Below are 26330 nucleotides of genomic sequence, written 5' to 3' on the forward strand. Positions count from 1 at the left end.
CGACCGAAAGGTCGGGGCTTTTTTGTTTCCGAAGGCGGCGCAAGCGGCTGTTGCCGGTGAGCGTCGGCCGTCCCCCGCATTGGACAAACGATGCTCCCAGACACCTAGAGGTCTATCGTCAGCCTCAGTTCCCAGAAACGAAAGACGCCCCCGCAGTGTCCTGCGGAGGCGTATTTATTCGTTCAACTGGAACGCTGAAATCAGGCGCTGGCCGCCTCTGCCGCCTTGGCCCGGCGCGCCACCAGTTCCTCGGCCACGAGGAACGCCAGTTCCAGCGACTGCGATGCGTTCAGACGCGGATCGCAGGCGGTGTGGTAACGGTCCGACAGATCCTCGTCGGTGACTTCGCGCACGCCGCCGGTGCATTCGGTCACGTCGAGGCCCGTCATCTCGAAGTGCACGCCGCCGGGGATGGTGCCCTCGGCCTCGTGGATCGAGAAGAACTCGCGCACTTCGCGCAGGATCGAGTCGAAGGGCCGTGTCTTGTAGCCGGTCGCCGACTTGATGACGTTGCCGTGCATCGGGTCGCAGACCCAAGTCACATTGGCACCTTCCTCCTGCACCGCCTTGATCAGGCGCGGCAGGTTTTCACCTACCTTGCCCGCGCCGAAGCGTGCGATCAGGGTTAGCTTGCCCTCTTCGTTCTTCGGGTTCAGCGTTTGCATCAGGACCTTGAGATCCTCAGAGGTGGTCGTCGGGCCGCATTTCAGGCCGACCGGATTCAGCACGCCGCGGGCGTATTCCACATGCGCGCCGTCCGGCTGCCGGGTGCGGTCGCCGATCCAGATCATGTGACCCGACCCCGCCAGCCAGTTGCCGGATGTGGAATCCTGACGGCACAGCGCCTCTTCGTATTCCAGCAGCAGCGACTCGTGGCTGGTGTAGAATTCGACCGTGTGCAGGGTATGCGCCTGATCGCCGGTGACACCCGCTGCCGTCAGGAAATCCAGCGCGTCCTGAATGCGCATCGACATCTCGCGGTAGCGCGCGGCCTTTTCGCTTTCGGTAAAGCCCAGAGTCCACTGGTGGACCTTGTGCACGTCCGCATAACCGCCGGTCGAAAAGGCGCGCAGCAGGTTCAGCGTCGCGGCCGCCTGCGTGTAGGCCTGCAACATGTTGCGCGGATCGGGGATGCGCGCCTCTGGCGTGAAGGCCAGCTTGTTGATGATGTCGCCCCGGTAGCTGGGCAGCTCGACGCCATTCTGCACCTCCGTCGGCGCGCTGCGCGGCTTGGCGAACTGGCCCGCCATGCGGCCAACCTTGACCACCGGCACCTTGGCGCCATAGGTCAGCACCATCGCCATCTGCAACATCACCTTAAAGGTGTCGCGGATCGCATCGGCCGAGAATTGGTCAAAGCTTTCAGCACAATCGCCGCCCTGCAACAGGAACGCCTCACCCCGGCCAGCGGCGGCAAGATGTTGTTTCAGCCTGCGTGCTTCGCCGGCAAAGACGAGCGGCGGATACTTGGCCATTTGCGCCTCGACAGCGGTCAGGGCTTCGGCGTCCGTATACTCGGGCATCTGAACCCGCGGCTTGGCACGCCAGTTCGATTTCTGCCACTCGGTCATCTGTTCTCTCCGGTCATCAATTTGAGCGCTAACGGTCAAGGGGTATACGTCACGTCCCCTCCCCTGACCAGACGTGTTTTTCCTTTGCCTCTTCCTTCGGCAATTGGCCCCGGCGCATCTGGTTTCTGAGACGGTTGCAGGTTTTTCGGCAACCGGCATCGACAAGGCCGGTCCGGTTGGAGAGTCGCGCACATCCGCGTAGGGCGGACATTAGTTTGCGACATGTCTTGACGCTGCGGGGGAGTTCTGCCCATGTGCCACGATAAAATTGCGGACAGGATACCGCAACCCGATCACGAAGGTGGCTTTCCATGTTTCCCCCGCCGCAGCGCCAGGTCATCGAACTCGACAGCGTCCCGCCCAAGCCGCGCCGCTTTGTCTTTGTTCTGCTGGATAACTTCACCATGCTGTCGTTTGCCGCCGCGCTGGACTGCCTGCGGCTGGCCAACCGCATGTCGCAGAAAAAGCTGTATGAATGGCGGGTGGTTGGCGAGGGTGTTGAAACCGCGACCTGTTCCACCGGAACGGTGTTCCATCTGGACGGCGGGCTGGACGAGTTGCACCGCGATGATACCGTTGTGATCTGTGGCGGGGCCGAGGTTCAAAAGGCCACGACCAAGCGGTTGCTCAGCTGGCTGCGGCGCGAGGCCCGCAAGGGCCTGACCATGGGCGGGCTGTGCACGGCCACCTATGCTCTGGCCAAGGCCGGGCTGATGGACGGCAAGCGTGCGACGATCCACTGGGAAAATCAGGACAGTTTCTCGGAAGAGTTCGACGAGGTCGAGCTGACCAAATCGGTCTTCACCATCGACGGCAATCGGGTCACCACCGCGGGCGGTACGTCTTCTATTGACCTGTTCCTGCAGATCATCGCCAACGATCACGGCGAGGAACTGGCCACCGCCGTCGCCGACCAGCAGATTTATTCCTCTATCCGGACCGATCAGGACACCCAGCGGCTGTCGGTGCCCACCCGCATCGGCGTGCGCCACCCCAAGCTGAGTCAGGTCATCCAGATGATGGAGACCAATATCGAGGAACCGATCAGCCCCGCGATCCTTGCCAAAGAGGTGGGTATGTCGACCCGCCAGCTGGAGCGGCTGTTCCGGCGCTACCTGAACCGCTCGCCCAAACGGTATTACATGGAGTTGCGCCTGCAAAAGGCGCGCAACCTGTTAATGCAGACAGAAATGAGCGTGATCAACGTGGCGCTGGCCTGCGGATTTGCCTCACCCTCGCATTTCTCGAAATGCTACCGCGCGCACTACAAGACAACACCATACCGGGAACGCGGCGCACAGGCCTCGCGCCTGTCGGTATGATCCGGACGGAACGGCTGTTGCTGCGGCCCGGTCGGTTGACCGATCTGGAGCCGCTGCACAGGATTCTGTCGGACCCCAGTGTCATGCGCTACTGGTCGCGTCCTGCGCATGACGACATCGCTCAGACAGCGGAGTTTCTGCGCTATTTCATGGACGGCTATGGCACCGACGGGCGGGTCGAGTTCATTCTTGAATACGACGGGCGCTGCATCGGTAAAGCGGGGATGTGGCGCGACCCGGAGGTTGGTTACATCCTGAATCCCGACTATTGGGGCCAAGGGCTGGCTTTTGAGGCGATGTCCGCCATCCTGACCGAAATCGCCCGCCGCCGCCCCGATCTGACTAGGCTGACCGCCGATCTGGACCCACGCAATACCGGATCGATCCGGCTGCTGGAAAAGCTGGGCTTCACCCATGATCGCACGGTGATCGGCGATTACCTCTATGGCGGGTATGAGGTCTGCGACAGCGCCTATTACAGTCTGGCGATGCCCGCGCGGGCCTAACGCCCGCCACAAGGCCGGGGCCTTGGGCGGGTTTGTCCGTTTTTGCTCTGGAATGGTTCCGAAGAACGGCGGCCGCCGGTCGGATCATGCCGCCGGGCTGTCAAACCCGGCCCCTTGGGGCGTCGCCCCCTCGGTCTGCGCAGATCGAAAGACCCCCAAGAGGGGCGTTGATCCGGTTTTCGCTGGTACCAAAGGCGAAGATGCAGCGCAGGGATTGACCAAATTGAAACGCACCGCGCGCAGGTCAGTCCCCGGCAGGCACCAGTCGGTACAGCGCGCCATTGCCGACGCTGAGGAACCACAATGCCCCGTCCGGTCCCTGATCCACATCACGGACGCGCAGGGTCTCTTCCCCCTTGATCTGTTCGACCTCAGCCAGCGGGTCGCCCGAAAGGCGCGAGATATAGTCGAACTTGAGCGACCCGATAAAGGCATTGCCCGACCAATCCACGACAGAGCCATCGTAAAAGGTCATGCCCGAGGGCGCTATGGACGGGTCCCAATAATGGATTGGCTGCGCCATGCCCTCTTTGGCCGTGCCTTCGCCCAGCTTGCGACCATCGTAATTCACCCCGTAGGAGATCACCGGCCAGCCGTAGTTCACGCCCGGATCGATCCGGTTCACCTCATCGCCGCCTTTGGCACCGTGTTCCACGGCCCAAAGCTGACCGCTGGCGTCCAGCGCCGCGCCCTGTGGATTGCGGTGGCCCCAGGACCAAATCTCGGCCAGCGCGCCGTCGGTGTCGATCAGGGGGTTGCCCGGCGCGGGCGCGCCGTCGCGGGTGATCCGCAGAACCGACCCGTTGTGCATCGACAGGTCCTGCGCCTTTGGTCCGTCTCCCCGGTCGCCCACCGTCACAAAGAGGTGCCCGTCGGGGGCCTCGACCAGACGAGAGCCAAAGTGGTAGCCGCCCCCCGTTCCGCGCGCGATTTCAAAGATGGTGGTGCCGCTTTGCAGGCGCGTGCCATCCTCTGACAGCCGCGCGCGGTAGACCGCCGTTCCCGATCCGCGAAAGCCCTGCCGTTTGGCGTAGGTAAAGAACAGCTCTCGGCTGGTGGCGAAATCGCGCGGCACGAGGATGTCCAAAAGGCCGCCCTGCCCGTCCGACACGACCTTGGGCACGCCTCGCACCTCTGTCCGGGTGTCGCCCCGGATCAGCAGCAGTTGGCCGTCCCTTTCGGTGACCAGAATGGCCCCATCCGGAAGGAAGTCGAATGCCCAAGGTGTGTCCAGGTCCGCGACCATCGGTTCCGCGATCATGGGGCCGGCAGAGGTCTGGATCGCCTCTGCGGCAAGTGGGCCCGCGAGACCGACTGCAAGTGCCGTTACGGCAGGTTTGAAAATCATGATTTCACCTCCTGTTCCCTTTGCGATATGGCCGCACAGCCAAGTCTAACAAGGGGGATAAAGTGGAAAACCATTGCACGCATGGCCCCTTCCCTTTTCCCAAAACCCTCCTTAGGCTCGCGCCAGGACACCAGATCCAACACGGGAGACAAACAATGAAAAAACTGCTTATGGCCACAACGGCCTGCACCCTCGTCGCCTCTGCCGCAGTGGCCGAAAGCCACGCGTCCGAAGCCAAGATCGGCATCATCCTCGGGTTCACCGGGCCGATTGAATCGATCACACCCGCAATGGCAGACGCCGCCGAACTGGCGCTCACCGAGATCAACGCGTCCGGTAAGTTCCTTGACGGCGTGTCTCTGGCACCGACCCGCGCGGATTCGACCTGCATCGACGCCGCCGCCGCCACTGCCGCGGCGGAACGTCTTGTCACCACCGAAGGCGTGGTCGGCATCATGGGCGCGGACTGTTCCGGTGTGACCGGCGCGATCCTGTCGAACGTGGCCGTGGCCAACGGTGTGCCGATGGTATCGCCCTCCGCCACCTCGCCGGCGCTGTCGACCGCCGAAGACAACGGTCTGTTCTTCCGCACCGCGCCGTCTGATGCGCGTCAGGGTGCTGTTCTGGCTGAGATACTCGCCGATAAGGGCATCACCGAAGTTGCCGTGACCTACACCAACAACGACTATGGCAAGGGCTTTGCAGATGCCTTCGCCTCGTCATTTGACGGCACCATCACCCTGTCGGCACCGCATGACGACGGCAAGGCCGACTACTCGGCCGAGATCGGCGCACTGGCGTCAGCGGGTGGTCAGGCTCTGGTCGTTCTGGGCTATACCGACCAAGGCGGTAAAGGCATCATTCAGGCCTCTTATGACACCGGTGCCTTTGACACCTATGTCATGGGCGACGGCATGTACGGCGATACGCTGTTCACCGAACTCGCCGATGCGCTTGAAGGGTCGATTGGCACGGTTCCATGGGCCGAGGGCGCTGGCGCAGATGCCTTTGCGACGATCACCGCAGCAGCGGGCATCAACGGTGACAGCTCTTACACGCGTGAGTCCTATGACGCCGCGGCGCTGCTGGCACTGGCGATGATGAAAGGCGGCGCAGCCTCTTCCGAGGCGATTGCCGCCAACCTGCTGGACGTGGCCAACGCTCCGGGTGAAGAAATCCTGCCGGGTGAACTGGGCAAGGCGCTGGAAATCCTCGCCGCAGGCGGCGACATCGACTATGTCGGTGCATCGGGCGTCGAACTTATCGGACCCGGCGAAGCTGCTGGTTCCTATAAGTATTACGCCATAACCGGTGGCGCTGCGGAAACCGTCGAGTTCAAGTAAACCGGAACCGTGACAAGAGCAGCCCGACACCCGTCGGGCTGCTCTTTTCTCTATTTGAGGACGCCGCCCGAGCGGGTGGCGTGCTTGGGGGACAATCCTTGATCAAGGTGGACAACCTGCACCGGCATTTCGGTGCTTTCAGAGCTGTAGACGGCGCGTCGCTTGAGATCGCAACCGGCTCTATCACCGGGCTTGTCGGGCCGAATGGCGCGGGCAAGACGACACTTTTCAACGTGATCGCCGGGGCGCTGGAACCGACCAGTGGCACGGTAACGATGGACGGTGAGGACATCACCGGCCTGCCGCCGCATGAGCTGTTTCACAAGGGCCTGCTGCGCACCTTTCAGATCGCGCATGAGTTCCACTCGATGACCTGCCGCGAGAACCTGATGATGGTGCCGGGCGGGCAATCCGGCGAGGCGCTGTGGAACACATGGTTTGGCCGAAAACGCATCGCCGAGGAAGAACGCGCCTTGCGGGCCAAGGCGGACGAAGTCCTCGATTTCCTGACGATTTCGCATCTGGCGGATCACCCCGCCGGGGCCATTTCCGGCGGCCAGAAAAAGCTGTTGGAACTGGGCCGCACGATGATGGTCGACGCCAAGATCGTGTTTCTGGATGAGGTCGGCGCCGGTGTTAACCGCACGCTGCTGAACACCATCGCGGATACCATTGTCCGGCTTAATCAGGAACGCGACTACACCTTCTGCGTGATCGAACACGACATGGATTTCATCGGCCGCATCTGCGACCCGGTCATCGTCATGGCCGAGGGCAAGAAACTGGCCGAGGGCACGCTGGACGAGATCAAGGCCAACGAGGCGGTGATCGAGGCCTATCTGGGCACCGGACTGAAGAACAAGGACCAGGTGGCGCAGGCATGAGCGACAACCCATACCACAACGACCGCGGCAACAAGGACGCCTCGATCACCAAGGCCAGCAAGCCCAGCGAGATCGACTCGACCCGCAAGTCCGGCCCGATCAAGGACGCGCCCGGCGGGCCATTCCTGATCGGCGACACAATGACCGGCGGCTACGGCAAGGGACCGGACATCCTGCACGATTGCACCATCGCCGTCGACAAGGGCGAAATCGCGGTGATCGTCGGCCCCAACGGCGCAGGCAAATCCACCGCGATGAAGGCGGTGTTCGGGATGCTGGATGTGCGATCCGGCAGTGTGCGCCTGGACGGCCAAGACATCACCGCGCTGACGCCCCAAGACCGGGTGGCGCAGGGCATGGGCTTTGTCCCGCAGACCAGCAATATCTTCACCTCGATGACCGTCGAGGAAAACCTTGAGATGGGCGCGTTCATCCGGCTGGATGATTTCCGCACCACGATGGAGCAGGTCTATGACCTGTTCCCGATCCTGCGCGAAAAGCGCCGGCAGCCGGCGGGCGAACTGTCGGGCGGTCAGCGTCAGCAGGTCGCCGTGGGCCGCGCGCTGATGACCAAACCCAAGGTTCTGATGCTGGATGAGCCCACCGCCGGGGTCTCACCCATCGTGATGGATGAACTGTTCGACCGCATCATCGAAGTGGCGCGCACCGGTATTTCCATCCTGATGGTGGAACAGAACGCACGGCAGGCGCTGGAGATCGCGGACAAGGGCTATGTTCTGGTTCAGGGACGCAACGCCTTTACCGGAACGGGCAAAGAGCTTTTGGCCGATCCGGAAGTGCGCAAGAGCTTTCTGGGGGGCTGAGCGGTGCGGGCCGTGGAACACGCGGTACTGGGTTCGCTCTTGCTGGGCGCGCTGCACAGTCCCGCGCGGGCGGCGGTCGAGGCATATGACTGTGATCTGGCGCGGGGCGGTGACAGGCTGTCGCTGCGGTTCGATCTGGACACCGCCAGCTTTGCCCCGCCACTTGACCCGAATGAGCCACCGCGCAGGCGTGTCAGCCGGGTGACCCTTGGCGACGATGGCTTCACCGCCGAGGCGATCCTGTCCGAGAACGGGCAGCGCGGGTTTTGGTCGCCGGACCGGGGCTGGCTGCTGACGATGGACCGGGACGGCGCGGCGCGGCTGAGCGATGCTGACCAGGCGCCGTGGCTCGGCAGATGCAAGGAGACCGGGTGATGCGAAAAACGGTTCTGGCAATGGCCCTGACGGGATGCGCAACGACGGCCGCCGCCGATATCATCGAAAAACAGGGCGCGGCGCTGATGTCGTGCAACTACACGGTGGAATGTCTGGAAGAAGAGGCCTGCACCTTTGCCCAGTTCGGCCACGACGTCGATCTGCCTAAACAGATGCCCGGCGACGCGGTGCTGGACATGGGCACCGGCCCGGCCAAGGGCACCGCGCGTGTCGTCAATGGTGTGCTGGTGATCGACGCCTCTGATGCCTATGCCAGCTACCTTCTGAGCCAGACACCCGAAGGCATCGCCAAACTGAGCGTCCATTTCGCCGAACCGCTGATGGTCGTGACCTATCACGGCGATTGCGTGGTCACAGAGTGACAGTTCAAATGACTGGGCGCATGACCGACATACACACAACAAGAGCCGCCGGAGCAACCGCGCGGCCGACCAACGAGGGCAACACCTGATGGATTTTATCAACGCCATCGTGGCGCTATCCAACTTCGTTCTCATCCCGGCGATGACCTATGGCAGCCAGCTGGCGCTTGGGGCGCTGGGGGTGACGCTGATCTATGGCATCCTGCGCTTTTCCAACTTTGCGCACGGCGACACCATGGCCTTTGGCACGATGGTTGTGATCCTGTTCACCTGGCTGTTCCAGTCGTGGGGCATCAGTCTGGGACCGCTGCCCACCGCGCTGCTGGCCATTCCCTTCGGGATCGCCGGAACAGCCGCGCTGATGCTGATCACCGACCGGGGGATCTATCGCTTTTACCGTGGCCAAAAGGCCAAGCCGGTGGTCTTTGTGATCGTCTCCATCGGGGTGATGTTCATCTACAACGGGCTGACGCGTTTTATCCTTGGCACCGATGACCAGCGGTTCGACGATGGTGAGCGGTTCATCATCAACGTGCGCGAATTCAAGGAGATGACCGGCCTCGCAGAGGGCCTGGGCATCAAGACGACACAGGGGCTGACGGTGATCACCGCGATCCTTGTAGTGATCGCGCTGTTCTGGTTCCTGAACAAGACCCGCACCGGCAAATCCATGCGCGCCTATTCCGACAATGAGGATCTGGCGCTGCTGTCGGGGATCAACCCGGAGCGGGTGGTCATGGTGACATGGCTGATCGTGGCGGCGCTGATCACAATCGCCGGCACGCTGTATGGGCTGGACAAGTCGTACAAACCCTTCACCTATTTCCAGCTCTTGCTGCCGATCTTTGCCGCCGCCATCGTCGGCGGGTTGGGCTCACCGCTGGGGGCCATCGCCGGCGGCTTTGTCATCGCCTTTTCCGAGGTGACAATCACCTACGCGTGGAAAAAGGTGTTGGTCTACCTGATGCCTGACGCGCTGGAGCCGTCCGGCCTCGTGCAACTCATGGCCACGGAATACAAATTCGCGGTCAGCTTTATGATCCTCGTGGTGGTGCTGCTGTTCAAGCCCACGGGCCTGTTCAAAGGGAAATCGGTATGAGCAACCAGATCCGAACCGCCGCGCTGTTTGGCCTTGTCGCCCTGCTGATCATCGGCACCGGCCTGTTCCAAAGCTGGGATCTTGCGCTGGTCATCCTGAACATGGGCCTGATCAGCGCCATCATGGCGCTTGGCGTGAACCTGCAATGGGGCATCGCCGGTCTGTTCAACGTCGGCGTCATGGGGTTTGTCGCCCTTGGCGGCATGGCGGTGGTGCTGACCTCTGTCGACCCGGTGCAAGAGGCATGGGCCGCAGGGGGCGTGCGGGCGCTGTTTGCGCTGATCCTTGGCGCGGGCACCATCATCGTGACCTTCTTTGCATGGAAAAAGACCAAGAACCGCTATTTGGCGGCTGCGCTGCTGATCGCCGGTTTTGTCCTCTACCGGATGGTGCGTGATCCCGCCGTGGACGCGATCGAGGCGGTGAACCCTGCCGGCACCGGCTTTCTGGGCGGGCTGGGTCTGCCGGTGGTCATCGGCTGGGTTGTCGGCGGTTTCCTTGCCGCCGGGGCGGCGTGGATCATCGGCAAGACGGCGCTGGGGCTGCGGTCTGACTATCTGGCCATCGCCACGCTGGGCATCTCCGAGATCATCATCGCGATCATGAAGAACGAGGAATGGCTGACCCGTGGCGTCAAGAACGTCACCGGCCTCCCGCGCCCGGTCCGCGACGCCATCGACCTGCAAAACGATCCCACATTTGTAGAGCGTGCGGCGGGGTTCGGACTGGAGCCAACGGCGGCGTCGACGCTCTATATCAAGATCAGCTACGGCCTGATGTTCGCCGTGGTGCTGGTGATCCTGCTGGTGTTGGCGCAACTCGCGCTGAATTCGCCTTGGGGCCGGATGATGCGGGCGATCCGTGACAATGAGACCTCATCGCGCGCCATGGGCAAGGACGTCACCTATCGCCACCTTCAGGTCTTTATCCTTGGCTCTGCCATCTGCGGCATTGCAGGTGCGATGATGACCACGCTGGACGGACAGTTGATCCCCACCTCCTACCAACCGCTGCGCTATACCTTTCTGATCTGGGTGATGGTGATCGTGGGTGGGTCGGGCAACAACCTGGGTGCGGTGCTGGGCGGCTTTCTGATCTGGTTCCTCTGGGTGCAGGTGGAAACGCTTGGCCCCGGTTTCATGACCTGGGTCACCAGCTGGATGCCCGACGATTCCAATCTCAAGGCGCATCTTCTGGACAGCGTGCAGCACATGCGCCTGCTGACCATGGGGGTGATCCTGTTGATGGTGCTGCGCTTCTCGCCCCGCGGGCTATTGCCGGAACGCTGAGCCCCTTTGCCACCGGCGCCGACCGTCCACCGCAAACGGACAGGTCGGCGCGAAACGCCAAGGCTCTTGGGGCGCGTGCACCGCGACCTGACCTGCGGCGGCTTGGCCTCTTTTTTGACGTTGTCAAAAAAGATACATTTCAGATTAGGCGGACATGAAGGAGCGCCTGACATGAACTGGCATGAACTATCGGCCAACTGGGACAACATGGTCGTCGGGTTGCAGTCGCGGTTTCCACGGCTGGATCGTAGCCGTCTGGCAGATCCACCCCGTGACAGCCGCGCGTTGACCCGCCACATCGCAGACATGCATGAACTGACCGTCGAAGAGGCCCGCGACGCGCTTCAGGATTTCATGCACCGCGAGGACCTCGCCCGACGGGCGACAGAATTGTCCAGCCAGTAGCGGGGTCAGCCCAGCGATGTCACCCAGAGGATCGTTGCGTCCTCGGGGGAAACCGACACGACGTTGTGCCCCATGGTCGCGTCGTAATAGGCGCTGTCGCCGCGCTTCATCTCGATGGGTTCGTAGAACTCGGTGAACAGCTTGACGACGCCGGTCAGGACATAAAGAAATTCCTCGCCATCGTGGCGCACCCAGCCGTCGAATTCCTCCATGCTGCGGGCCCGGACCCGCGCCCGGTACGGCAGCATCTTTTTGCGCGTCAGGCTTTCGGCCAGCAATTCATGCTCATAGGTCGCGGTGGCATGGCTTTGCCCCTCGTCCGAGCGGGTCACTGCCATCCGGCCATTGACCTTTTCCTGCTGCGGCGGCGTAAATAGCTGCGGAACCGAAATCTCCAACCCCACGGCCAGCTTTTTCAGCGCATCGTAGGTGGGCGACATCTGCCCATTCTCGATCTTGGACAGGGTGGACCGGGCCAGCCCCGCCTGACGGGCAGCCTGTTCCAGCGTCCATTTGCGCTCCTTGCGCAATTCGCGCACGCGGTGGCCAAGGTCCAGCGGTTCTGGCTGGGGCGCATCGCCGGACTCGCGGGCGATGCGGATCAGGGATTTGGGATCTCGCGACATAGTCAGGTGCTATAGGATGCGGTCCGGGCTGTTGCAAGCGCGCCTCTTGCAGGCCGGGGCGCAGCGGGCTAGGCGAAGGTTCATGTCCATGACCCATTCGCTCTTTGATGAGGGGCCCTGTGCCCCCTGCCCGACCAACTTCAACCTGGCCGCCCATGTTCTGGCTGCTGGCGCTGCCGTGCCCGACAAGATCGCGCTGGCGGTGGTGCGTCCGACCGGGGCGCAGCGTTGGTCCTACGGTCGGCTGACAGCGGCGGTGCGCGGCACCGCTACCGGATTGCTGCAGGCGGGGCTTGTCCCCGGAGACATCCTGCTCATGCGGCTGGGCAATACGGTCGATTTCCCGATCGCCTACCTTGGCGCCATCGCCGCAGGCATCGTGCCGGTTCCGACCTCGTCACAGCTAACCGCGCCGGAAGTGACCAAGATCATCGACCATCTAGCCCCAAAGGCCATACTTCGTGCCGAAAACGTCCCCTGCCCGGATACGGATTTGCCTGTGTTCGGACCAGAAACCTATGAGGCCTGGCATGATCTGCCCGCCGCCGACTATGCGCAGGGCGACCCGGAGCGGCTGGCCTATATCATCTACACCTCTGGCACCTCCGGGACGCCGCGCGCGGTGGGCCATGCGCACCGCGCGATCTGGGCGCGGCAGATGATGATGGACGGCTGGTACGGCCTGAACGCCGAGGACAGGCTGCTGCACGCCGGGGCGTTTAACTGGACCTACACGCTGGGCACCGGGTTGATGGACCCCTGGACACGCGGCGCCACCGCACTGATCCCCGCCGCTGGCAGCGATCCCGCGCAACTGGCCCTGTTGATGAAACGGTTCGAAGCGACGATCTTTGCCGCGGCTCCGGGCGTCTACCGGCAGATGCTGAAGTTCCCGATCCCCCCGATGCCCGCCCTGCGACATGGGCTGGCGGCGGGTGAAAAGCTGTCGACCGCGCTGCGCGACAGTTGGCGCTCAGCAACCGGCACAGAGATCTATGAGGCCTACGGCATGTCGGAATGTTCCACCTTCATCTCCGCCGCGCCGAGCGTGCCGGGCGTTCCGGGCACTCTGGGCCGCCCCCAGAGCGGGCGACGGGTGGCGATCCTAGACGCCGACGGAAAGCCCGGCCCGCTGAACACCGAAGGCGTCATCGCCGTTGACCGCAAGGACCCCGGCCTGATGCTACGCTATGTCGGCGCGCCAGAGGCCACGGCGGAAAAGTTCAGCGGTGACTGGTTCCTGACCGGCGATCGCGGGACGATGGATGCCGGTGGACATATCACCTATCTCGGCCGCAACGACGACATGATGAACGCCGGTGGCTACCGCGTTTCGCCGCTAGAGGTCGAGGCGGCGCTGGCCGGCCTGCCGGGGGTGATCGAACTGGCGGTGACGGACATCGCCGTCAAGGAAGACGTGCGCATCGTGGCTGCCTTCTACACGGCTGATCAGGAACTTGATGAGGATGCGCTCAAGGCCGAGGCCGCCGCCCGGCTGGCGCGCTACAAATGCCCGCGTACTTTTGTGCGCGTCGATGCCCTGCCCCGCAATCCCAATGGCAAACTGCTGCGCAACCGGCTCAAGGCGCATGTGATCGGCTAGGAGAGACGAATTTTCGACGAAAATTCGACTCTGCGCCGACAGCGTGCCATCTAGGTAAAAAATACGAGGCCCCCCATGATCCAGCTCGACATCTTTTCCGATCCTATCTGCCCGTGGTGCTACATCGGTAAGGCGCATCTTGACCGCGCGCTGCAGGATTACCCGGATCACCCGTTCCAGATCCGCTGGCTGCCGTTCATGCTGAACCCTGACATGCCCGCCGAGGGCATGGATCGCCGCGCCTATCTGGAAACGAAATTCGGCGGCAAGGAAGGCGCTGTTCAGGCCTATCTGCCGGTGCACGAAAACGCCGAGGCGGCCGGGCTGACCCTGCATCTCGACAAGATCGCCAAGACGCCGAACAACGTGGACGCGCATCGTCTGATCCACTGGGCCGAGATCGAAGGGCGTCAGACGGCTGTCGTCTCTGCCCTGTTCCGGGCCTATTTCGTCGAAGGGCGCGACATTGGGGACGTCGAGGTGCTGGCCGACGTGGCCGACGATCAGGGCATGGACGCCAGCCTGATCCTGCGCCTGCTGCGGTCGGACGAAGACCGGAAAGAGATCGTCGAGCGCGATGCCGCGGCGCGGGGCATGGGGATCAACTCTGTCCCCACCTTCATCGTTGCGGGCCGCCACGCCGTCCCCGGGGCGCAGCCGCCAGACCTGTGGCGACGGGTGATCGAGGAACTGCGCGCGGGGGCCGATCCCGCCGCATGACCAGACTGCGTTTCCTGACCCTGTTCCTGACACTGGCGCTGATTATCGCCCTTGGCACAGTGTTCTTTCGCTATGTCGAAGGGTGGAGCTGGCTCGATTCCTATTTCTTTTCCGTGGTGACCCTCTCGACGGTCGGCTACGGCGAACTGGTGCCGGCGACCCCGGCGGGAAAGATCGGGACGACGGTCTTTATCCTGCTGGGTCTTGGGATTTTCGCGGTGGCGATCCAGCAGTTCGGTGTCTTCGCCATGCGCAAACGCGAAGAACACACCGAATGGTTGGTGGCGCGTCTGGGGCATGACAAGGACGCACAACCGCCAGCGAATGAAGATGATCCACCCGACACCACCGGTTGATCTATTCCTCCCTCGGCGGGCGTGTTAAGGGCGGCGGACCAGTATCCGAGGTCGCAATGCACTCTCCACGGGACACCTCTCAAAACGCCCGACTGAGGAACGCGGCCACCCAGTCCACCATGCCCGGTCGTGTCGAGCTTATTGCGCTGATGGCGATGCTGGCCGCGACCATCGCCTTTTCCATCGACGCCATGCTGCCGGCCCTGCCCGCCATGGCTGCGGAGCTTAGCCCGCAGGTCCCCAATCAAGTGCAACTGGTTGTGACGATCTTTGTTCTGGGCATGGGGCTGGGCACGCTGTTCACCGGGCCGTTGTCTGACACCTTTGGGCGCCGGCCCGTGGTGTTGGCAGGCTGCGCGCTCTACATCGTGTCCGCCGGACTGGCGGCGCAGGCCGACAGCCTTGGCCTGCTGCTGGCCGCGCGGCTGTTTCAGGGTCTGGGTGCGTCCGGGCCTCGGGTGGTGGCCATGGCGATCATCCGCGATCTGTTTGTCGGGCGGCAGATGGCGCAGATCATGTCCTTTGTGATGATTGTCTTCACGTTGGTCCCCGCCATCGCGCCCAGCGTCGGTGCGGGTCTGATGGCGGTGTCCGGGTGGCCGGCCATTTTCTGGGCCTTCGTGATCTTCGCAAGCGTACTGAGCGTCTGGCTGGCGCTGCGCCTGCCCGAAACACTGCCGCACGACGCGCGGCGTCCGTTCAGTACGGCGGCGCTGCTGTCGGCCACGCGTGAAATGCTGGCCAACCCGGTGGTGCGCCTGTCCATCGCGGTGCAAAGCCTAGTGTTCGGGATGCTGTTTGCCACGATTTCCAGCATCCAGCCGATCTATGAGAGCGTGTTCGACCGGGCCGAGAGTTTTCCGATCTGGTTCGGCGCAACCGCGCTACTGTCCGCCTCGGGGAGCGTGGCCAATGCCATGCTGGTGATGCGGATTGGAATGCGGCGTCTGGTGTCATTGATGTTGGGCATTCAGATCATCGTCAGCGGTGTTATGTTGGCGGCTCTGGTCGCGGGATTGGCAGGGAACGCGCTGTTTGCGATGTTCTTTTTCTGGCAGTTCATGGCATTTTTTCAGGCTGGCCTGACCATAGGCAACCTGAACGCCATCGCGATGGAACCCATGGGGCATATCGCGGGCATGGCCGCCTCGATCATCGGGTTCATTGCCACGGTGGCGGCGGTGCTGCTGGCGGTCCCGGTCGGCCTGCTGTTCAACGGCACGGCGGTCCCACTTACGCTGGGCGTACTGATCTTTGCCATCGCAGGGCTGGTGCTGATGGGGGCGATGCGCCGAGCCGAGGCCGCAGCAGACTAAGACCCCGCTCTACGCCTCTGACATGCCGCGGATCAGATCGGCCTCGGTAAAGGTGAACGCCTCTATGTCGCAGGTCAGCTTTTTGGAGGCGATGGTCATCTTGCGCGACCGGGCGGACAACTGTTTCCCCGTTTCAACCGCCTGTACAAACTGCCGATCCGCAGCGCAGATATTGCTATTCAACGCCTCCACGGCCCCGACAAGTTCGGAATTGCGGGCCGAAATGGTGTCTGTGAGCGCCCTTGCCCGTGTCACTGTCTTGAGGATCTCCGTAACGCTGTGCCCGACCGCATCCACCAGTTCCGCCCCGCTTTTGACCTGTTCGCGACTATGGCTGATCAGCTTGCGTATCCCGGCGGCAGCCTCTGACGTGCTTTGGGCCAAATGCCTGACTTCGCTAGCGACCACCGCAAATCCCTTGCCCGATGGCCCGGCGCGCGCCGCCTCAACCCCGGCATTGAGCGCCAGCAGATTGGTCTGAAAGGAAACGTCGTCAATCAGGTCGACGATGCGCGAAATCTGCCGCGAGCTGTCCTCAATCCCGCGCATGGCCGAAACCGCCTGAGAGGTCACCGTATCGATCTGTTCTGCACTGCTGTGGACCTGTCCGGTTGCCGTGGCGGCCTGACCGGCCTCTTCCACAGTCACCGACAATTTTTGCAAAAGCTGCGCAGCGGCCTCTGTCATGTCGGACAATCGCCGCGTCTGTTGTTCGGAATACCCGGACATCTCCATCATCTTTTGCGCCAGAACCTGAGCATCGTCGGTCAGTGATCCGGCAAGTTCGCTGGAACTCAGAAACGCATCGCGCAGCGTCTCAACCGTGGTGTTGAAATCCTGACGCATGATCTCATGCGAGGCGGGAAAGGGGAGCGCAATGGAACAAGTCATGTCCCGCCCGCTGAGGCGTGACAGCGCGACACGGACCCCGTCGATGACCATTTGCGAGGTGCGCTGCGCCGCTTCCGCCTCTGCCTGGGCGTCGGCGGCAATCCGGCGCTCTACCTCCAGCCGGGATGCGGCCTGTTTGATCTGTGCGCGTGAATTGCGTCGCTGCAGTATCGCAACACCCAAAACCCCACCTTCGAGCGCGACCAGAGCCACCTGTAGCCCACTGCGCAACAGTGCTGCGCCGTTATCGCCCATGGCCAGCCCCTGCGTCGGCCAGAATAACGCCGCCGTCAGCAGAAAGCCGGATGTCATAACACAGGCCCAGATCAACACACGGACACGCCGCTGGGTCGAGACAATTGCCAGCAAAGCAAAAAAGATGACATAGGTTTCGGTTTGCCACGGGTGCCCCGCAAACTGTACGGACAGCAGGATCGCCTGCGTGATCAGCATGGTGGCGATGAGGGCATCGCCCGACATGCCCGGCAAACGCCACGCAAGCACCGCGCAACCGGCCGCCAATGGCAAGCCGAATAGCAGCACAGGGGAAAAGGTCTGCCCGGAGAGCCAGACAACCCCAAGGGCCAGCGGCGCAAAAAGCAGGTTGACGCTGGTCGCAAGCCAGCGCCCGTCAAACCGATCCAGGAACGATATGGGGCCACTCATTAAAAGTCTCTCCGGCCGATACTTGTGACCACGGGGTAGCGCCGGGGCCCTTACCCACGGATTAATGCTCAAAAATTATTGCCTAAAATCGCGCCAAAGGCGGCCTTTGCCCCGGCATATCGATTTATTATGGTATACCTTTGCATACCGCATTCTCGCACCCGCAGAAAAGCGCTATGACAGGGACGAGTCACCCAATGCCGAAGGGGCGCATCATGACAAAGATCAAGGTCGACAACCCGATTGTGGAAATGGACGGGGATGAGATGACCCGCATCATGTGGGATTTCATAAAGCAAAAACTGATCCTGCCCTATCTGGATATTGATCTGCTCTACTACGATCTAGGCATCGAAGAACGCGACCGGACTGAGGACCAGATCACCATCGACGCCGCCGAAAAGACCAAGGAGGTCGGTGTCGCCGTGAAATGCGCCACCATCACACCGGACGAACAGCGGGTCGAGGAATTCGGCCTGAAAAAGATGTGGAAATCACCCAACGGCACGATCCGCAACATCCTTGGCGGCGTGGTGTTCCGCAAACCGATCATCTGCCGCAACGTGCCGCGTCTGGTGCCGGGCTGGACCGATCCCATCGTGGTAGGCCGCCATGCCTTTGGCGATCAGTACAAGGCGACGGATTTCCATTTTCCCAGCGCTGGCAAGCTGACGATGAAATGGGAAGGCACCAATGGCGAGGTCATCGAGCGCGAGGTTTATGACGCGCCGGACGCAGGCGTTTACATGGGCATGTACAATCAGGACGCGTCGATCCGCGACTTTGCCCGCGCCTCGCTGAACTATGGTCTGGATCTGGGCTGGCCGGTCTATCTGTCGACCAAGAACACTATTCTCAAGGCCTATGACGGACGCTTCAAGGACCTGTTTCAAGAGATCTACGAGGCCGAATTTGAGGAAAAATTCAAGGCAGCGGGCATCTGGTATGAGCACCGTCTGATCGACGACATGGTTGCATGTGCTTTGAAATGGAACGGTAAATTCGTCTGGGCCTGCAAGAACTACGATGGCGACGTACAGTCCGACACCGTCGCGCAGGGCTTTGGCAGCCTTGGGATGATGACAAGCCAGCTGATGACCCCCGATGGCAAGATCGTCGAGGCTGAGGCCGCGCATGGCACGGTCACCCGCCACTATCGCCAGCATCAGGACGGGCAATCGACCTCAACCAACTCGATCGCCTCGATCTATGCTTGGACCGGGGGGCTGAAGCACCGGGCCAAGCTGGACAACAACACGCCGCTGCGCGCATTCGCCGAAACGCTGGAGCAGGTGATTATCGAGACAGTGGAATCCGGTCAAATGACCAAGGATCTGGCGCTGCTTGTCGGGCCGGATCAGGGTTGGCTGACCACCATGGGCTTCCTTGAGAAAATCGACGAGAACCTGAACAAGGCGCTGGCGGGCTGATGCCGCTTTGCTGAGCATTGCCGGGGGCGCAAAGCGGAGTTGCGCCCCCAATGCTTGCCTTTCAAGCCGTTTGCAGGGCATCGGAACCGCATGACGCTGCTCACCTTGCCCCCCGCCGACCGCCACAGCCTGTGGGAAGATGTCCTTGGGCTATTGGTGGGGACATGCCTGATGGCGCTGGCGGTGATGTTTCTCAAGGCGAGCGGCCTGATCACCGGGCAGATTGCCGGGCTTTCCCTGATCACAAGCTATGTGTCAGGTTGGACCTTTGGAGCGGTGTTCTTTGTGCTGAACCTGCCGTTTTACCTGCTGGCGATCCGGCAAATCGGCTGGCGGTTCACGCTGAAAACCTTTGTCGCTGTGGGCCTGATGTCCGCTCAAACCGAACTGCTGCCCGGTCTGCTGCGGCTGGAGCCGGTACACCCGGCGGTCAGTGCGGTGCTGGCGGGCGTGCTCTCGGGGCTGGGTCTGATCGTGCTGTTTCGGCACGGGGCGACGCTGGGCGGTGTCGGGATTGTCGCGCTGTGGTTGCAGGATACGCGTGGGATTCCGGCTGGAACGGTGCAGTTGGGCTTTGATCTGGCGGTTTTCACACTGGCGTTGGCGATCTTTGACTGGCAGGTGGTTGCGGTCTCTTTGTTGGGGGCCGTGATCCTGAACCTGATGGTGACAATCAACCATCGCCGGGATCGCTATGTCGCGCGGTCTTGATCCGCGCGTAAAAGCATTGCGAAATGCAGCATTAAATTCAAATCATTACGCGACACTTCTCACCTGAAATTACGAATCTAACCTGCCCGGCATCCACAGGGTGGAGGTCTCGGATCACCTCCGGGACGGGGACGCAAAGACCTGTCTGGCGGGTCGCACCGCCTGCAAGCGCCCCGCAAAAGGGTTGCACCGCTACCGCACCCCGGGCGAACCGACCTCCCCAAGCTTTGATCGCTGGCCGCAACGGGCTATGAGTCGTCGTGTCGTTCTGCTGACAGGTATGGAGAGTGAAGATGACAGCTGCCCTAATCCGCCGATCCATCCTGCCCGCGCTGATGTGCGGCGCGGTCTTTGCGCCGGTCCCGGCACAGGCCGGTGACATCCAGACGACAACCGGCAAACATTTCGACTGCGCCGCGACACTGACCGGAGAGATCGCCACCGGCGACCTCGACAAGATCCGCGCGCTGGACGCCCGCAGTTTTGCCAGCGGCACCCGGCCGCTGTGTCTGGACAGCGCGGGCGGGTCCTTTGCCGAGGCGATCCGGATTGCCGATTACCTGTATGACCGGGGCATCCCGACCGCCGTCGACGATGGCGCGGCCTGCCTCAGCTCCTGCGCCTTTGCCTTTCTGGGCGGCAGCACACCGGGCAAGGGCCGCCAGCCGGAACCGAACAAGAGCCTGCATCTGAACGCCGAATTGGGGTTCGGATCGCTGGCGCGGGTGCTGGACGCCGGTCAATACGCCGATGGTCAGACACAGTCCGCGATGGCTGCGGCGCTGAAATCCGCAAGCGAGATCACCGCCCGCATGGACAAGTTCCAGATGTCGGCGGATTTCGCGTCCAAGGTCATGGCCCTTCAGGACAGCGATATCCTCTATGTCGACCGGGTTGACGAGGCGCGCGCCCTTGGCCTGCGGCTGGAGGGGTTCGAGGCTCCCAGCAGTCTGGGCGACGAAATGGTGACGCGCGCCTGCATCCGCGAGAACGCGGATTTCGATCCCGAAACCTCGCGTCCGGATCAATCGATTTATGATCACCGGGTCCTGCGCGAAAGCGGCGCGTCGGCGCACCGTAAGGCCACCTATCTGGTCGAGGCCATCGTGGACGGCGTGCCATCGTGGATTGGCTGTCAGGTGGAACTGACCTCGGCCCCCGCCACTGCGGACGGACCGGCGGCATCGATCAAACTGCGGATGAGCAAGGAATGGACCACTGGTGGCAACCCGCGCCTGCGGGAGGTCCACGTCAGGCTGGTGCCCGAAGAATGGCGTGAATTTCTGTTCCGCGACTTCTGGAAACTGATCCCCGCGGATCAGACCCTGCAGGAAGCGCGCAAGATGGCATCGGCGGATGCCAGTGCCTCGATCATCGTGGATGCGGTGGGAGATCTGCCCAGAACCACGGCGGGCACCGAGGCGCTGATGGACCTACGCTTTGACGACCGGCAGGAAATCCAGAACCGTCTGACGCTGTTGGGCTTTGACACACTGGGCGCGGACGGGATCTTTGGTCCGGGCACCCGGCAAGCATTGCGGGACTGGCAGGACAGCAACGGCTTTGATGCGACCGGGTTTCTGGACAGTGCGCAACGCGATGTTCTGGCGCGCCAAAGTGAGACGCAATACGCTGAATTCCTTGAAGAAGAGCTCCGCGAAGAGGCAGAGCGCCAGCGCGTGCAAAACGCCCCTGCTCCGGTTTTCAACCGACCTGTCGCTCAGAACCCCGACCCGCAGCCGGAACCGCAGGGCCAACGAGTCCGCGTCTGTCAGCGCACGATCTTTGGCGAGTTGGTGAACTGCCGGATCGAATTCCGCTGATCCTCATCCCGACGGCAAGACCTGCCGTCCTTTAAGGCGCGCCCCGCCGCCCATGCGACGGCGAGGCGCAAGAGGACGGGTCAGCCGCCGTCTTGAGCGGGGATCAGACCGGCGGCCATCGCGGCCTCCATCTCTTCGGTCCCAAGGAAGCCGTCACCATCCGTGTCCGCCTGGGCAAAGTCGTCCTGCGACATGTCCGGATAGGCCGCCTGCGCCTCGACCAGCGAGACAAGGCCGTCACCATCGGTGTCCGGCCCGACCATGTCGTCCTGCGCAAAGGCAGGCACGGCGAGCAATGCAACGGCTGCGGTGGTGAAGAGAGTGGCTTTCATGTTCTTTCCTCCGTGAGTGGTGGTTTGAAAGTACCCGCAAGGTGGAGGTGATTTTTGCCCTCCGCATCCCCCAGTCGGCGCAAAGGCGTTTTCGCGCGGAGGGTTGCCGGATTTGGCCGGGACCATCAGCGGAGCAAGGCCGCTGAATCGGACCGGGCGGGAAGCCGCGCTTTGCCACCTGCCGCCCCGGCGCGGTGCCGCCCATCCGCTGCACAAATACCGATCCGAGGGAACTTTTTGGAGAGTCGTGAAGCATAGAATCAACGCTGGCGGGCAAGACCCCGAGTCGGTCCTGCCCACGAAAAAAAGAGCGCCCCGGGGAGGGACGCTCTGAGTTTCGCTGACAAGGCTCGTATGTTTCACCGCCCGAGGTTTGTTTTTGCCTGCGGCCTTGTCTGCGTCTGGGGTCGGCGCACCGACCCCTGGACCGGATGGCGGGACGGGACTCCCATGTGCCACCCTAACCACGCGGGCCCCTGGCAACGGGCCCCGCATCACCCCCCCTAGGGGTGTCTCAGGGGACAGGGCGCAACCGCCCTGCCCCGTTAACTCAGCTACAGCCCGAGGTGCCGCCGCAGGTGTTGCACTTCATGCAGGTGCCGTTGCGCACCAGCGTGTAGTTGCCGCACTCGTTGCAGGCCTCACCCTCGTAGCCCTGCATCTTGGCGCGGGTCACGGCGGTGCTGATCGCAATGGTCGACGTGGACGACACACTGGTCTTGGGCCCCGCAGCGGTGGCGGGCACCAGCGTGCGCAGCACCTGTTCGGCGTCGGTTCCGGCCTCCAGCGCCACGGTGGCCTGTCCCCCTTGCAGCACCACCAGTTCCTGCGGCATCCGCTTGCGCAGGTAGCCGGTCGAGCTGATCTGCTTCAGCACTTCCAGCGACCGGGTCGCGGCACTCTCGGACAGTTCCTTGAGGTTGGAAACGCCTTCTTCCTCACCCCGGCCGATGTCGTCAAAAGACGCGCCTTCGGGTTTGACATGCGCCAGATCGGTGCGGTCCAGATAGCTGACCGCCAGTTCGCGGAAGATGTAGTCAAGGATCGAGGTCGCGTTCTTGATGCTGTCGTTGCCCTGCACCATGCCCGCCGGTTCGAACTTGGTGAAGGTGAAGGCGTCGACGAACTCTTCCAGCGGCACGCCGTATTGCAGACCGACAGAGACGGCGATGGCAAAGTTGTTCATCATCGCACGGAAGCCAGCGCCTTCCTTGTGCATGTCGATGAAGATCTCGCCAAGGTTGCCGTCTTGGTATTCACCGGTGCGCAGATAGACCTTGTGGCCGCCAACGATGGCCTTTTGGGTATAGCCCTTGCGGCGTTCCGGCATCTTGGATCGCTGCGATTTGACGATCTCCTTGATGACCACCTTTTCGACGATCTTTTCGGCCAGAACCTGGGCCTTTTCGGTCTGATTGCCGGATTCGAGGATCTCGGCGGCGTCATCGTCATCTTCGACAAGGGCGGCGGCCAGCGGCTGCGACAGTTTCGATCCGTCACGGTACAGCGCGTTGGCTTTGACCCCCAGCGACCACGACAGTTCATAGGCCTTCTGGCAATCCTCGATCGTGGCATCGTTGGCCATATTGATCGTCTTCGAGATCGCGCCAGAGATGAACGACTGGGCGGCCGCCATCATGTGGATGTGGCTTTCGACGCTGAGATAACGCTTGCCCTTCTTGCCGCAGGGGTTGGCGCAGTCAAAGACGGTCAGGTGCTCGTCCTTGAGATGCGGTGCCCCTTCGAGGGTCATGCTGCCGCAGACATGGTCGTTGGCGGCCTCGATGTCGGCCTTGGAGAACCCAAGGTGGCGCAGCAGGTCAAAGCTGGGGTCGGTCAGCTTTTCGGCGGGAATGCCCAGCACGTCGCGGCAGAACGCTTCGCCCAGCGTCCACTGGTTGAACACAAACCGGATGTCAAAGGCCGAGGCCAGCGCGCTTTCGATCTTTTCGATCTGCGCAGGGCCAAAGCCGTGACCGATCAGGGCGGTGTGGTTGATGCCCGGCGCGTTGCCCAGCGTCTGATGGCCCACCGCATAGGCGATGATCTCTTCGATCTGGCTGGAAGTGTAGCCAAGATGCTCCAGCGCGCCGGGAACCGAGCGGTTGATGATCTTGAAGTACCCGCCACCGGCCAGCTTTTTGAACTTCACCAGCGCAAAGTCGGGCTCGATGCCGGTGGTGTCGCAATCCATGACCAGACCGATGGTCCCGGTGGGCGCGATGACGGACACCTGAGCGTTGCGATAGCCGTTCTTTTCGCCAAGGCTCAGCGCCTCGTCCCATGCGGACATGGACAGGTGCACCAGCGTCTCATCCGGGCAGTTCACCAGATCCAGCGGAACCGGCTTGACTGCAAGGGTCTCATAGCCTTCGGACGCGCCATAAGAGGCGTTGCGATGGTTGCGGATGACCCGCAGCATGTGCTCGCGGTTGCGAGTGTAGCCCGGGAACGCGCCCAGTTCTCCGGCGATCTCGGCCGAGGTGGCATAGGCGGTGCCGGTCATGATCGCGGTCAGCGCCCCACAAAGCGCGCGGCCCTCGTCGCTGTCATAGCCAAAGCCCATGTTCATCAGCAGGCCACCGATGTTGGCATAGCCAAGGCCCAGCGTGCGGAAGTCATAGCTGCGCTGCGCGATTTCCTTGGACGGGAACTGCGCCATCGTCACAGAGATTTCCAGCGTCAGCGTCCAGAGGCGGGTGGCGTGGATGTAACCCTCGGCGTCGAACTTGCCGTCGTGCAGGAAGGTCAGCAGGTTCATCGACGCCAGGTTACAGGCTGTGTCGTCGAGGAACATGTACTCTGAGCAGGGGTTCGAGCCACGGATCGCGCCGTCTTCGGGGCAGGTGTGCCATGCGTTGACGGTGTCGTGGAACTGGATGCCCGGATCGGCGCAGGCCCATGCGGCGTGGCCGACCTGCTCCCAGAGATCGCGCGCCTTGATGGTCTTGGCCACTGCACCGTCGGTGCGGCGGATCAACTCCCACGGCTTGTCTTCGCGGACTGCCTTGAGGAAGGCATCGGTGACGCGGATCGAGTTGTTCGAGTTCTGGCCCGACACGCTGGCGTAAGCCTCGGAATCCCAGTCGGTGTCATAGGTCGGAAATTCGATCGAGGCGTAGCCCTGCTTTGCGTAATCCAGCACGCGCTTGATGTAGGTTTCGGGGATCATCGCCTGCTTGGCGGCGCGGATCGCCTTTTTCAGGGCATCGTTTTCCTTGGGGTCATAGGCGCCCTCTTCAGTGCCGTCCCATGTGCGGATCGCCTCGAAAATGCCGTTGAGCATCTTTTCGTGCATCTTGGAGCCGGCGACGATGCTGGCGACCTTCTGCTCTTCCTTCACCTTCCAGTTGATGAATTCCTCGATGTCCGGGTGGTCGGCATCGCAGATCACCATTTTGGCGGCGCGGCGGGTGGTGCCGCCGGATTTGATCGCGCCAGCGGCACGGTCACCGATCTTGAGGAAACCCATCAGGCCGGACGACTTGCCGCCGCCGGACAGCGGCTCATTCGCCGCGCGCAGCGAGGAAAAGTTGGTGCCGGTGCCGGAGCCGTATTTGAACAGGCGCGCCTCACGGACCCAGAGATCCATGATGCCGCCATCGCCGACCAGATCATCGGCGACCGACTGGATAAAGCAGGCGTGCGGCTGCGGGTGCTCATAGGCCGACTTGGACTTGGTCAGCTTGCCGGACTTGTAGTCGACATAATAGTGGCCCTGGCCGGGGCCATCGATGCCATAGGCCCAGTGCAGACCGGTGTTGAACCACTGAGGAGAGTTCGGCGCGGCCATCTGCGTGGCCAGCATGACCCGCATCTCGTCAAAATACGCCTGCGCGTCTTCCTCGGTGGTGAAATAGCCACCCTTCCAACCCCAATAGGTCCAGGCCCCGGCCAGACGGTCAAAGACCTGACGCGCGCTGGTCTCACCCGTGCGGGGCGTGTCCTTGGCTGCGGGAACCGAGCGCCACAGGAACTCTGGCACACCCTCTTCGGGAACGCGCTTGAGCTCGACCGGAACGCCCGCCTTGCGGAAATACTTCTGTGCGATCACATCGCTGGCCACTTGGCTCCAACCTGTCGGCACTTCGAGTGCGTCGAGGGCAAAGACCGTGGTTCCGTCCGGATTACGGATCTCCGACTTGGTGGTGACAAAGTCGATCTCCGCGTATGCGTCCTGACCCGATTTGGTGAACCTTCTTTCGATTTTCATCGCTACTGCCCCTGAAGTGCTGTCCCGTTTTTTCGTGCCGGCGGGTTGGCAAAGGAAAACCGCACCTCATCCGCGGTTGCCACGCGGTTCCGGTCCGAAGACCCGTCTGAGTGTCTGCTGTGCTAGTCTGTCCCTTGCCGGTAGCCACTACATCTAGTGGATGTCCCGACCGGCCAGCACAAGATGGCCTTCCTGAGCCAGAGTCGTCAACGGGTTTTTCACAATATCTACATATATTTTGTGTTGACCAAGCGGCAGCCTACTAGGGGAGGTAGGCATGTCTGATTCAGGTCG

General features: G+C 62.3%; 23 protein-coding genes. 17 read left to right on the plus strand and 6 right to left on the minus strand.

The features are described 5' to 3' along the window. Window positions 1-200: 200 nt before the first annotated feature. Window positions 201-1571 carry a class II 3-deoxy-7-phosphoheptulonate synthase gene (locus VOI21_RS05665; RefSeq protein ID WP_323768602.1) on the minus strand — a complete coding sequence of 457 codons (1371 nt, stop codon included), beginning with the start codon at window positions 1569-1571 and terminating at the stop codon, window positions 201-203. Window positions 1572-1882: 311 nt separating this feature from the next. Between VOI21_RS05665 and VOI21_RS05670 the strand changes: the two genes are divergently transcribed. Both VOI21_RS05670 and VOI21_RS05675 read left to right on the plus strand, forming a co-directional pair. Beyond that, the gene (locus tag VOI21_RS05670; protein WP_323768604.1) at window positions 1883-2893 is read left to right on the plus strand and encodes a GlxA family transcriptional regulator; all 1011 of its coding nucleotides are present in this window, start codon (window positions 1883-1885) and stop codon (window positions 2891-2893) included. Continuing rightward, window positions 2890-3399: a GNAT family N-acetyltransferase gene (locus tag VOI21_RS05675; RefSeq protein ID WP_323768607.1), complete on the plus strand. Its 510-nt coding sequence runs from the start codon at window positions 2890-2892 to the stop codon at window positions 3397-3399. Before VOI21_RS05670 ends, VOI21_RS05675 begins: the two co-directional genes overlap by 4 nt. A 244-nt stretch (window positions 3400-3643) precedes the next feature. Here VOI21_RS05675 and VOI21_RS05680 read toward each other — a convergent pair whose 3' ends face one another. After that, a complete protein-coding gene (locus VOI21_RS05680) occupies window positions 3644-4747 on the minus strand; it encodes a PQQ-dependent sugar dehydrogenase (protein ID WP_323768609.1) in 1104 nt (367 codons plus the stop codon). 155 nt (window positions 4748-4902) lie between these two features. Between VOI21_RS05680 and VOI21_RS05685 the strand changes: the two genes are divergently transcribed. The 8 genes from VOI21_RS05685 (at window position 4903) to VOI21_RS05720 (ending at window position 11349) form a co-directional block, all read left to right on the plus strand. Continuing rightward, entirely contained in the window at window positions 4903-6090 is a 1188-nt protein-coding gene (locus VOI21_RS05685; protein WP_323768611.1) for an ABC transporter substrate-binding protein, read from the plus strand. 98 nt (window positions 6091-6188) lie between these two features. Further along, on the plus strand, window positions 6189-6974 hold the full coding sequence (locus tag VOI21_RS05690) for an ABC transporter ATP-binding protein (protein WP_323768613.1): 786 nt from the start codon (window positions 6189-6191) through the stop codon (window positions 6972-6974). Then, a complete protein-coding gene (locus VOI21_RS05695; RefSeq protein ID WP_323768615.1) occupies window positions 6971-7798 on the plus strand; it encodes an ABC transporter ATP-binding protein in 828 nt (275 codons plus the stop codon). Before VOI21_RS05690 ends, VOI21_RS05695 begins: the two co-directional genes overlap by 4 nt. 12 nt (window positions 7799-7810) lie before the next feature. After that, window positions 7811-8173, plus strand: a complete 363-nt coding sequence (locus tag VOI21_RS05700; RefSeq protein WP_323768617.1) for a hypothetical protein — start codon at window positions 7811-7813, stop codon at window positions 8171-8173. Continuing rightward, window positions 8173-8556 (plus strand): hypothetical protein, encoded by a 384-nt coding sequence (locus VOI21_RS05705; RefSeq protein ID WP_323768619.1) that lies wholly within the window; start codon window positions 8173-8175, stop codon window positions 8554-8556. The genes VOI21_RS05700 and VOI21_RS05705 overlap by 1 nt, the downstream gene beginning before the upstream one ends. A gap of 88 nt (window positions 8557-8644) precedes the next feature. Further along, window positions 8645-9655 (plus strand): branched-chain amino acid ABC transporter permease, encoded by a 1011-nt coding sequence (locus tag VOI21_RS05710; protein WP_323768621.1) that lies wholly within the window; start codon window positions 8645-8647, stop codon window positions 9653-9655. Continuing rightward, window positions 9652-10944 (plus strand): branched-chain amino acid ABC transporter permease, encoded by a 1293-nt coding sequence (locus VOI21_RS05715; RefSeq protein ID WP_323768623.1) that lies wholly within the window; start codon window positions 9652-9654, stop codon window positions 10942-10944. The genes VOI21_RS05710 and VOI21_RS05715 overlap by 4 nt, the downstream gene beginning before the upstream one ends. A 171-nt stretch (window positions 10945-11115) precedes the next feature. After that, entirely contained in the window at window positions 11116-11349 is a 234-nt protein-coding gene (locus VOI21_RS05720; protein ID WP_323768625.1) for a hypothetical protein, read from the plus strand. A 5-nt stretch (window positions 11350-11354) separates the two neighbouring features. Here the strand turns inward: VOI21_RS05720 and VOI21_RS05725 are convergent, their stop codons facing one another. After that, the gene (locus VOI21_RS05725) at window positions 11355-11975 is read right to left on the minus strand and encodes an XRE family transcriptional regulator (protein ID WP_323768627.1); all 621 of its coding nucleotides are present in this window, start codon (window positions 11973-11975) and stop codon (window positions 11355-11357) included. 88 nt (window positions 11976-12063) lie between these two features. Between VOI21_RS05725 and VOI21_RS05730 the strand changes: the two genes are divergently transcribed. The 4 genes from VOI21_RS05730 to VOI21_RS05745 all read left to right on the plus strand — a co-directional run bounded on the left by VOI21_RS05730 (window position 12064) and on the right by VOI21_RS05745 (window position 15970). Beyond that, window positions 12064-13578 (plus strand): class I adenylate-forming enzyme family protein, encoded by a 1515-nt coding sequence (locus VOI21_RS05730; RefSeq protein ID WP_323769262.1) that lies wholly within the window; start codon window positions 12064-12066, stop codon window positions 13576-13578. Window positions 13579-13653: 75 nt separating this feature from the next. Next, on the plus strand, window positions 13654-14298 hold the full coding sequence (locus tag VOI21_RS05735) for a DsbA family oxidoreductase (RefSeq protein ID WP_323768629.1): 645 nt from the start codon (window positions 13654-13656) through the stop codon (window positions 14296-14298). After that, a complete protein-coding gene (locus VOI21_RS05740) occupies window positions 14295-14654 on the plus strand; it encodes a potassium channel family protein (RefSeq protein WP_323768631.1) in 360 nt (119 codons plus the stop codon). Before VOI21_RS05735 ends, VOI21_RS05740 begins: the two co-directional genes overlap by 4 nt. A 56-nt stretch (window positions 14655-14710) precedes the next feature. Continuing rightward, window positions 14711-15970 (plus strand): multidrug effflux MFS transporter, encoded by a 1260-nt coding sequence (locus VOI21_RS05745; protein ID WP_323768633.1) that lies wholly within the window; start codon window positions 14711-14713, stop codon window positions 15968-15970. Window positions 15971-15979: 9 nt separating this feature from the next. On the opposite strand, the gene VOI21_RS05750 is transcribed toward VOI21_RS05745, so the two are convergent. Further along, window positions 15980-17527, minus strand: coding sequence for a methyl-accepting chemotaxis protein (locus VOI21_RS05750; protein WP_323768636.1), 1548 nt, complete (start codon window positions 17525-17527; stop codon window positions 15980-15982). Window positions 17528-17742: 215 nt separating this feature from the next. On the opposite strand from VOI21_RS05750, the gene VOI21_RS05755 reads away from it, so the two are divergent. The 3 genes from VOI21_RS05755 to VOI21_RS05765 all read left to right on the plus strand — a co-directional run bounded on the left by VOI21_RS05755 (window position 17743) and on the right by VOI21_RS05765 (window position 21491). Beyond that, window positions 17743-18957: an NADP-dependent isocitrate dehydrogenase gene (locus VOI21_RS05755; protein WP_323768638.1), complete on the plus strand. Its 1215-nt coding sequence runs from the start codon at window positions 17743-17745 to the stop codon at window positions 18955-18957. Between the two features lie 90 nt (window positions 18958-19047). After that, window positions 19048-19668, plus strand: coding sequence for a YitT family protein (locus VOI21_RS05760; protein ID WP_323768640.1), 621 nt, complete (start codon window positions 19048-19050; stop codon window positions 19666-19668). Window positions 19669-19961: 293 nt separating this feature from the next. Then, window positions 19962-21491: a peptidoglycan-binding protein gene (locus VOI21_RS05765; protein WP_323768642.1), complete on the plus strand. Its 1530-nt coding sequence runs from the start codon at window positions 19962-19964 to the stop codon at window positions 21489-21491. An 80-nt stretch (window positions 21492-21571) separates the two neighbouring features. Here the strand turns inward: VOI21_RS05765 and VOI21_RS05770 are convergent, their stop codons facing one another. Beyond that, the gene (locus tag VOI21_RS05770) at window positions 21572-21823 is read right to left on the minus strand and encodes a hypothetical protein (RefSeq protein ID WP_323768644.1); all 252 of its coding nucleotides are present in this window, start codon (window positions 21821-21823) and stop codon (window positions 21572-21574) included. A 550-nt stretch (window positions 21824-22373) separates the two neighbouring features. Next, a complete protein-coding gene (locus VOI21_RS05775) occupies window positions 22374-26036 on the minus strand; it encodes a vitamin B12-dependent ribonucleotide reductase (protein WP_323768646.1) in 3663 nt (1220 codons plus the stop codon). Window positions 26037-26330 lie beyond the last annotated feature (294 nt).

Origin of the sequence: Antarctobacter sp. (assembly GCF_034670325.1) — a bacterium.
GTDB lineage: Bacteria > Pseudomonadota > Alphaproteobacteria > Rhodobacterales > Rhodobacteraceae > Antarctobacter.

Bases quoted from the DNA above. Each gene is read 5' to 3' on its own strand.
- VOI21_RS05665 (WP_323768602.1), bottom strand. From the start codon at position 1,571: ATGACCGAGTGGCAGAAATCGAACTGGCGTGCCAAGCCGCGGGTTCAG.
- VOI21_RS05670 (WP_323768604.1), top strand. From the start codon at position 1,883: ATGTTTCCCCCGCCGCAGCGCCAGGTCATCGAACTCGACAGCGTCCCG.
- VOI21_RS05675 (WP_323768607.1), top strand. From the start codon at position 2,890: ATGATCCGGACGGAACGGCTGTTGCTGCGGCCCGGTCGGTTGACCGAT.
- VOI21_RS05680 (WP_323768609.1), bottom strand. From the start codon at position 4,747: ATGATTTTCAAACCTGCCGTAACGGCACTTGCAGTCGGTCTCGCGGGC.
- VOI21_RS05685 (WP_323768611.1), top strand. From the start codon at position 4,903: ATGAAAAAACTGCTTATGGCCACAACGGCCTGCACCCTCGTCGCCTCT.
- VOI21_RS05695 (WP_323768615.1), top strand. From the start codon at position 6,971: ATGAGCGACAACCCATACCACAACGACCGCGGCAACAAGGACGCCTCG.
- VOI21_RS05705 (WP_323768619.1), top strand. From the start codon at position 8,173: ATGCGAAAAACGGTTCTGGCAATGGCCCTGACGGGATGCGCAACGACG.
- VOI21_RS05710 (WP_323768621.1), top strand. From the start codon at position 8,645: ATGGATTTTATCAACGCCATCGTGGCGCTATCCAACTTCGTTCTCATC.
- VOI21_RS05715 (WP_323768623.1), top strand. From the start codon at position 9,652: ATGAGCAACCAGATCCGAACCGCCGCGCTGTTTGGCCTTGTCGCCCTG.
- VOI21_RS05720 (WP_323768625.1), top strand. From the start codon at position 11,116: ATGAACTGGCATGAACTATCGGCCAACTGGGACAACATGGTCGTCGGG.
- VOI21_RS05725 (WP_323768627.1), bottom strand. From the start codon at position 11,975: ATGTCGCGAGATCCCAAATCCCTGATCCGCATCGCCCGCGAGTCCGGC.
- VOI21_RS05730 (WP_323769262.1), top strand. From the start codon at position 12,064: ATGACCCATTCGCTCTTTGATGAGGGGCCCTGTGCCCCCTGCCCGACC.
- VOI21_RS05735 (WP_323768629.1), top strand. From the start codon at position 13,654: ATGATCCAGCTCGACATCTTTTCCGATCCTATCTGCCCGTGGTGCTAC.
- VOI21_RS05740 (WP_323768631.1), top strand. From the start codon at position 14,295: ATGACCAGACTGCGTTTCCTGACCCTGTTCCTGACACTGGCGCTGATT.
- VOI21_RS05745 (WP_323768633.1), top strand. From the start codon at position 14,711: ATGCACTCTCCACGGGACACCTCTCAAAACGCCCGACTGAGGAACGCG.
- VOI21_RS05750 (WP_323768636.1), bottom strand. From the start codon at position 17,527: ATGAGTGGCCCCATATCGTTCCTGGATCGGTTTGACGGGCGCTGGCTT.
- VOI21_RS05755 (WP_323768638.1), top strand. From the start codon at position 17,743: ATGACAAAGATCAAGGTCGACAACCCGATTGTGGAAATGGACGGGGAT.
- VOI21_RS05760 (WP_323768640.1), top strand. From the start codon at position 19,048: ATGACGCTGCTCACCTTGCCCCCCGCCGACCGCCACAGCCTGTGGGAA.
- VOI21_RS05765 (WP_323768642.1), top strand. From the start codon at position 19,962: ATGACAGCTGCCCTAATCCGCCGATCCATCCTGCCCGCGCTGATGTGC.
- VOI21_RS05770 (WP_323768644.1), bottom strand. From the start codon at position 21,823: ATGAAAGCCACTCTCTTCACCACCGCAGCCGTTGCATTGCTCGCCGTG.
- VOI21_RS05775 (WP_323768646.1), bottom strand. From the start codon at position 26,036: ATGAAAATCGAAAGAAGGTTCACCAAATCGGGTCAGGACGCATACGCG.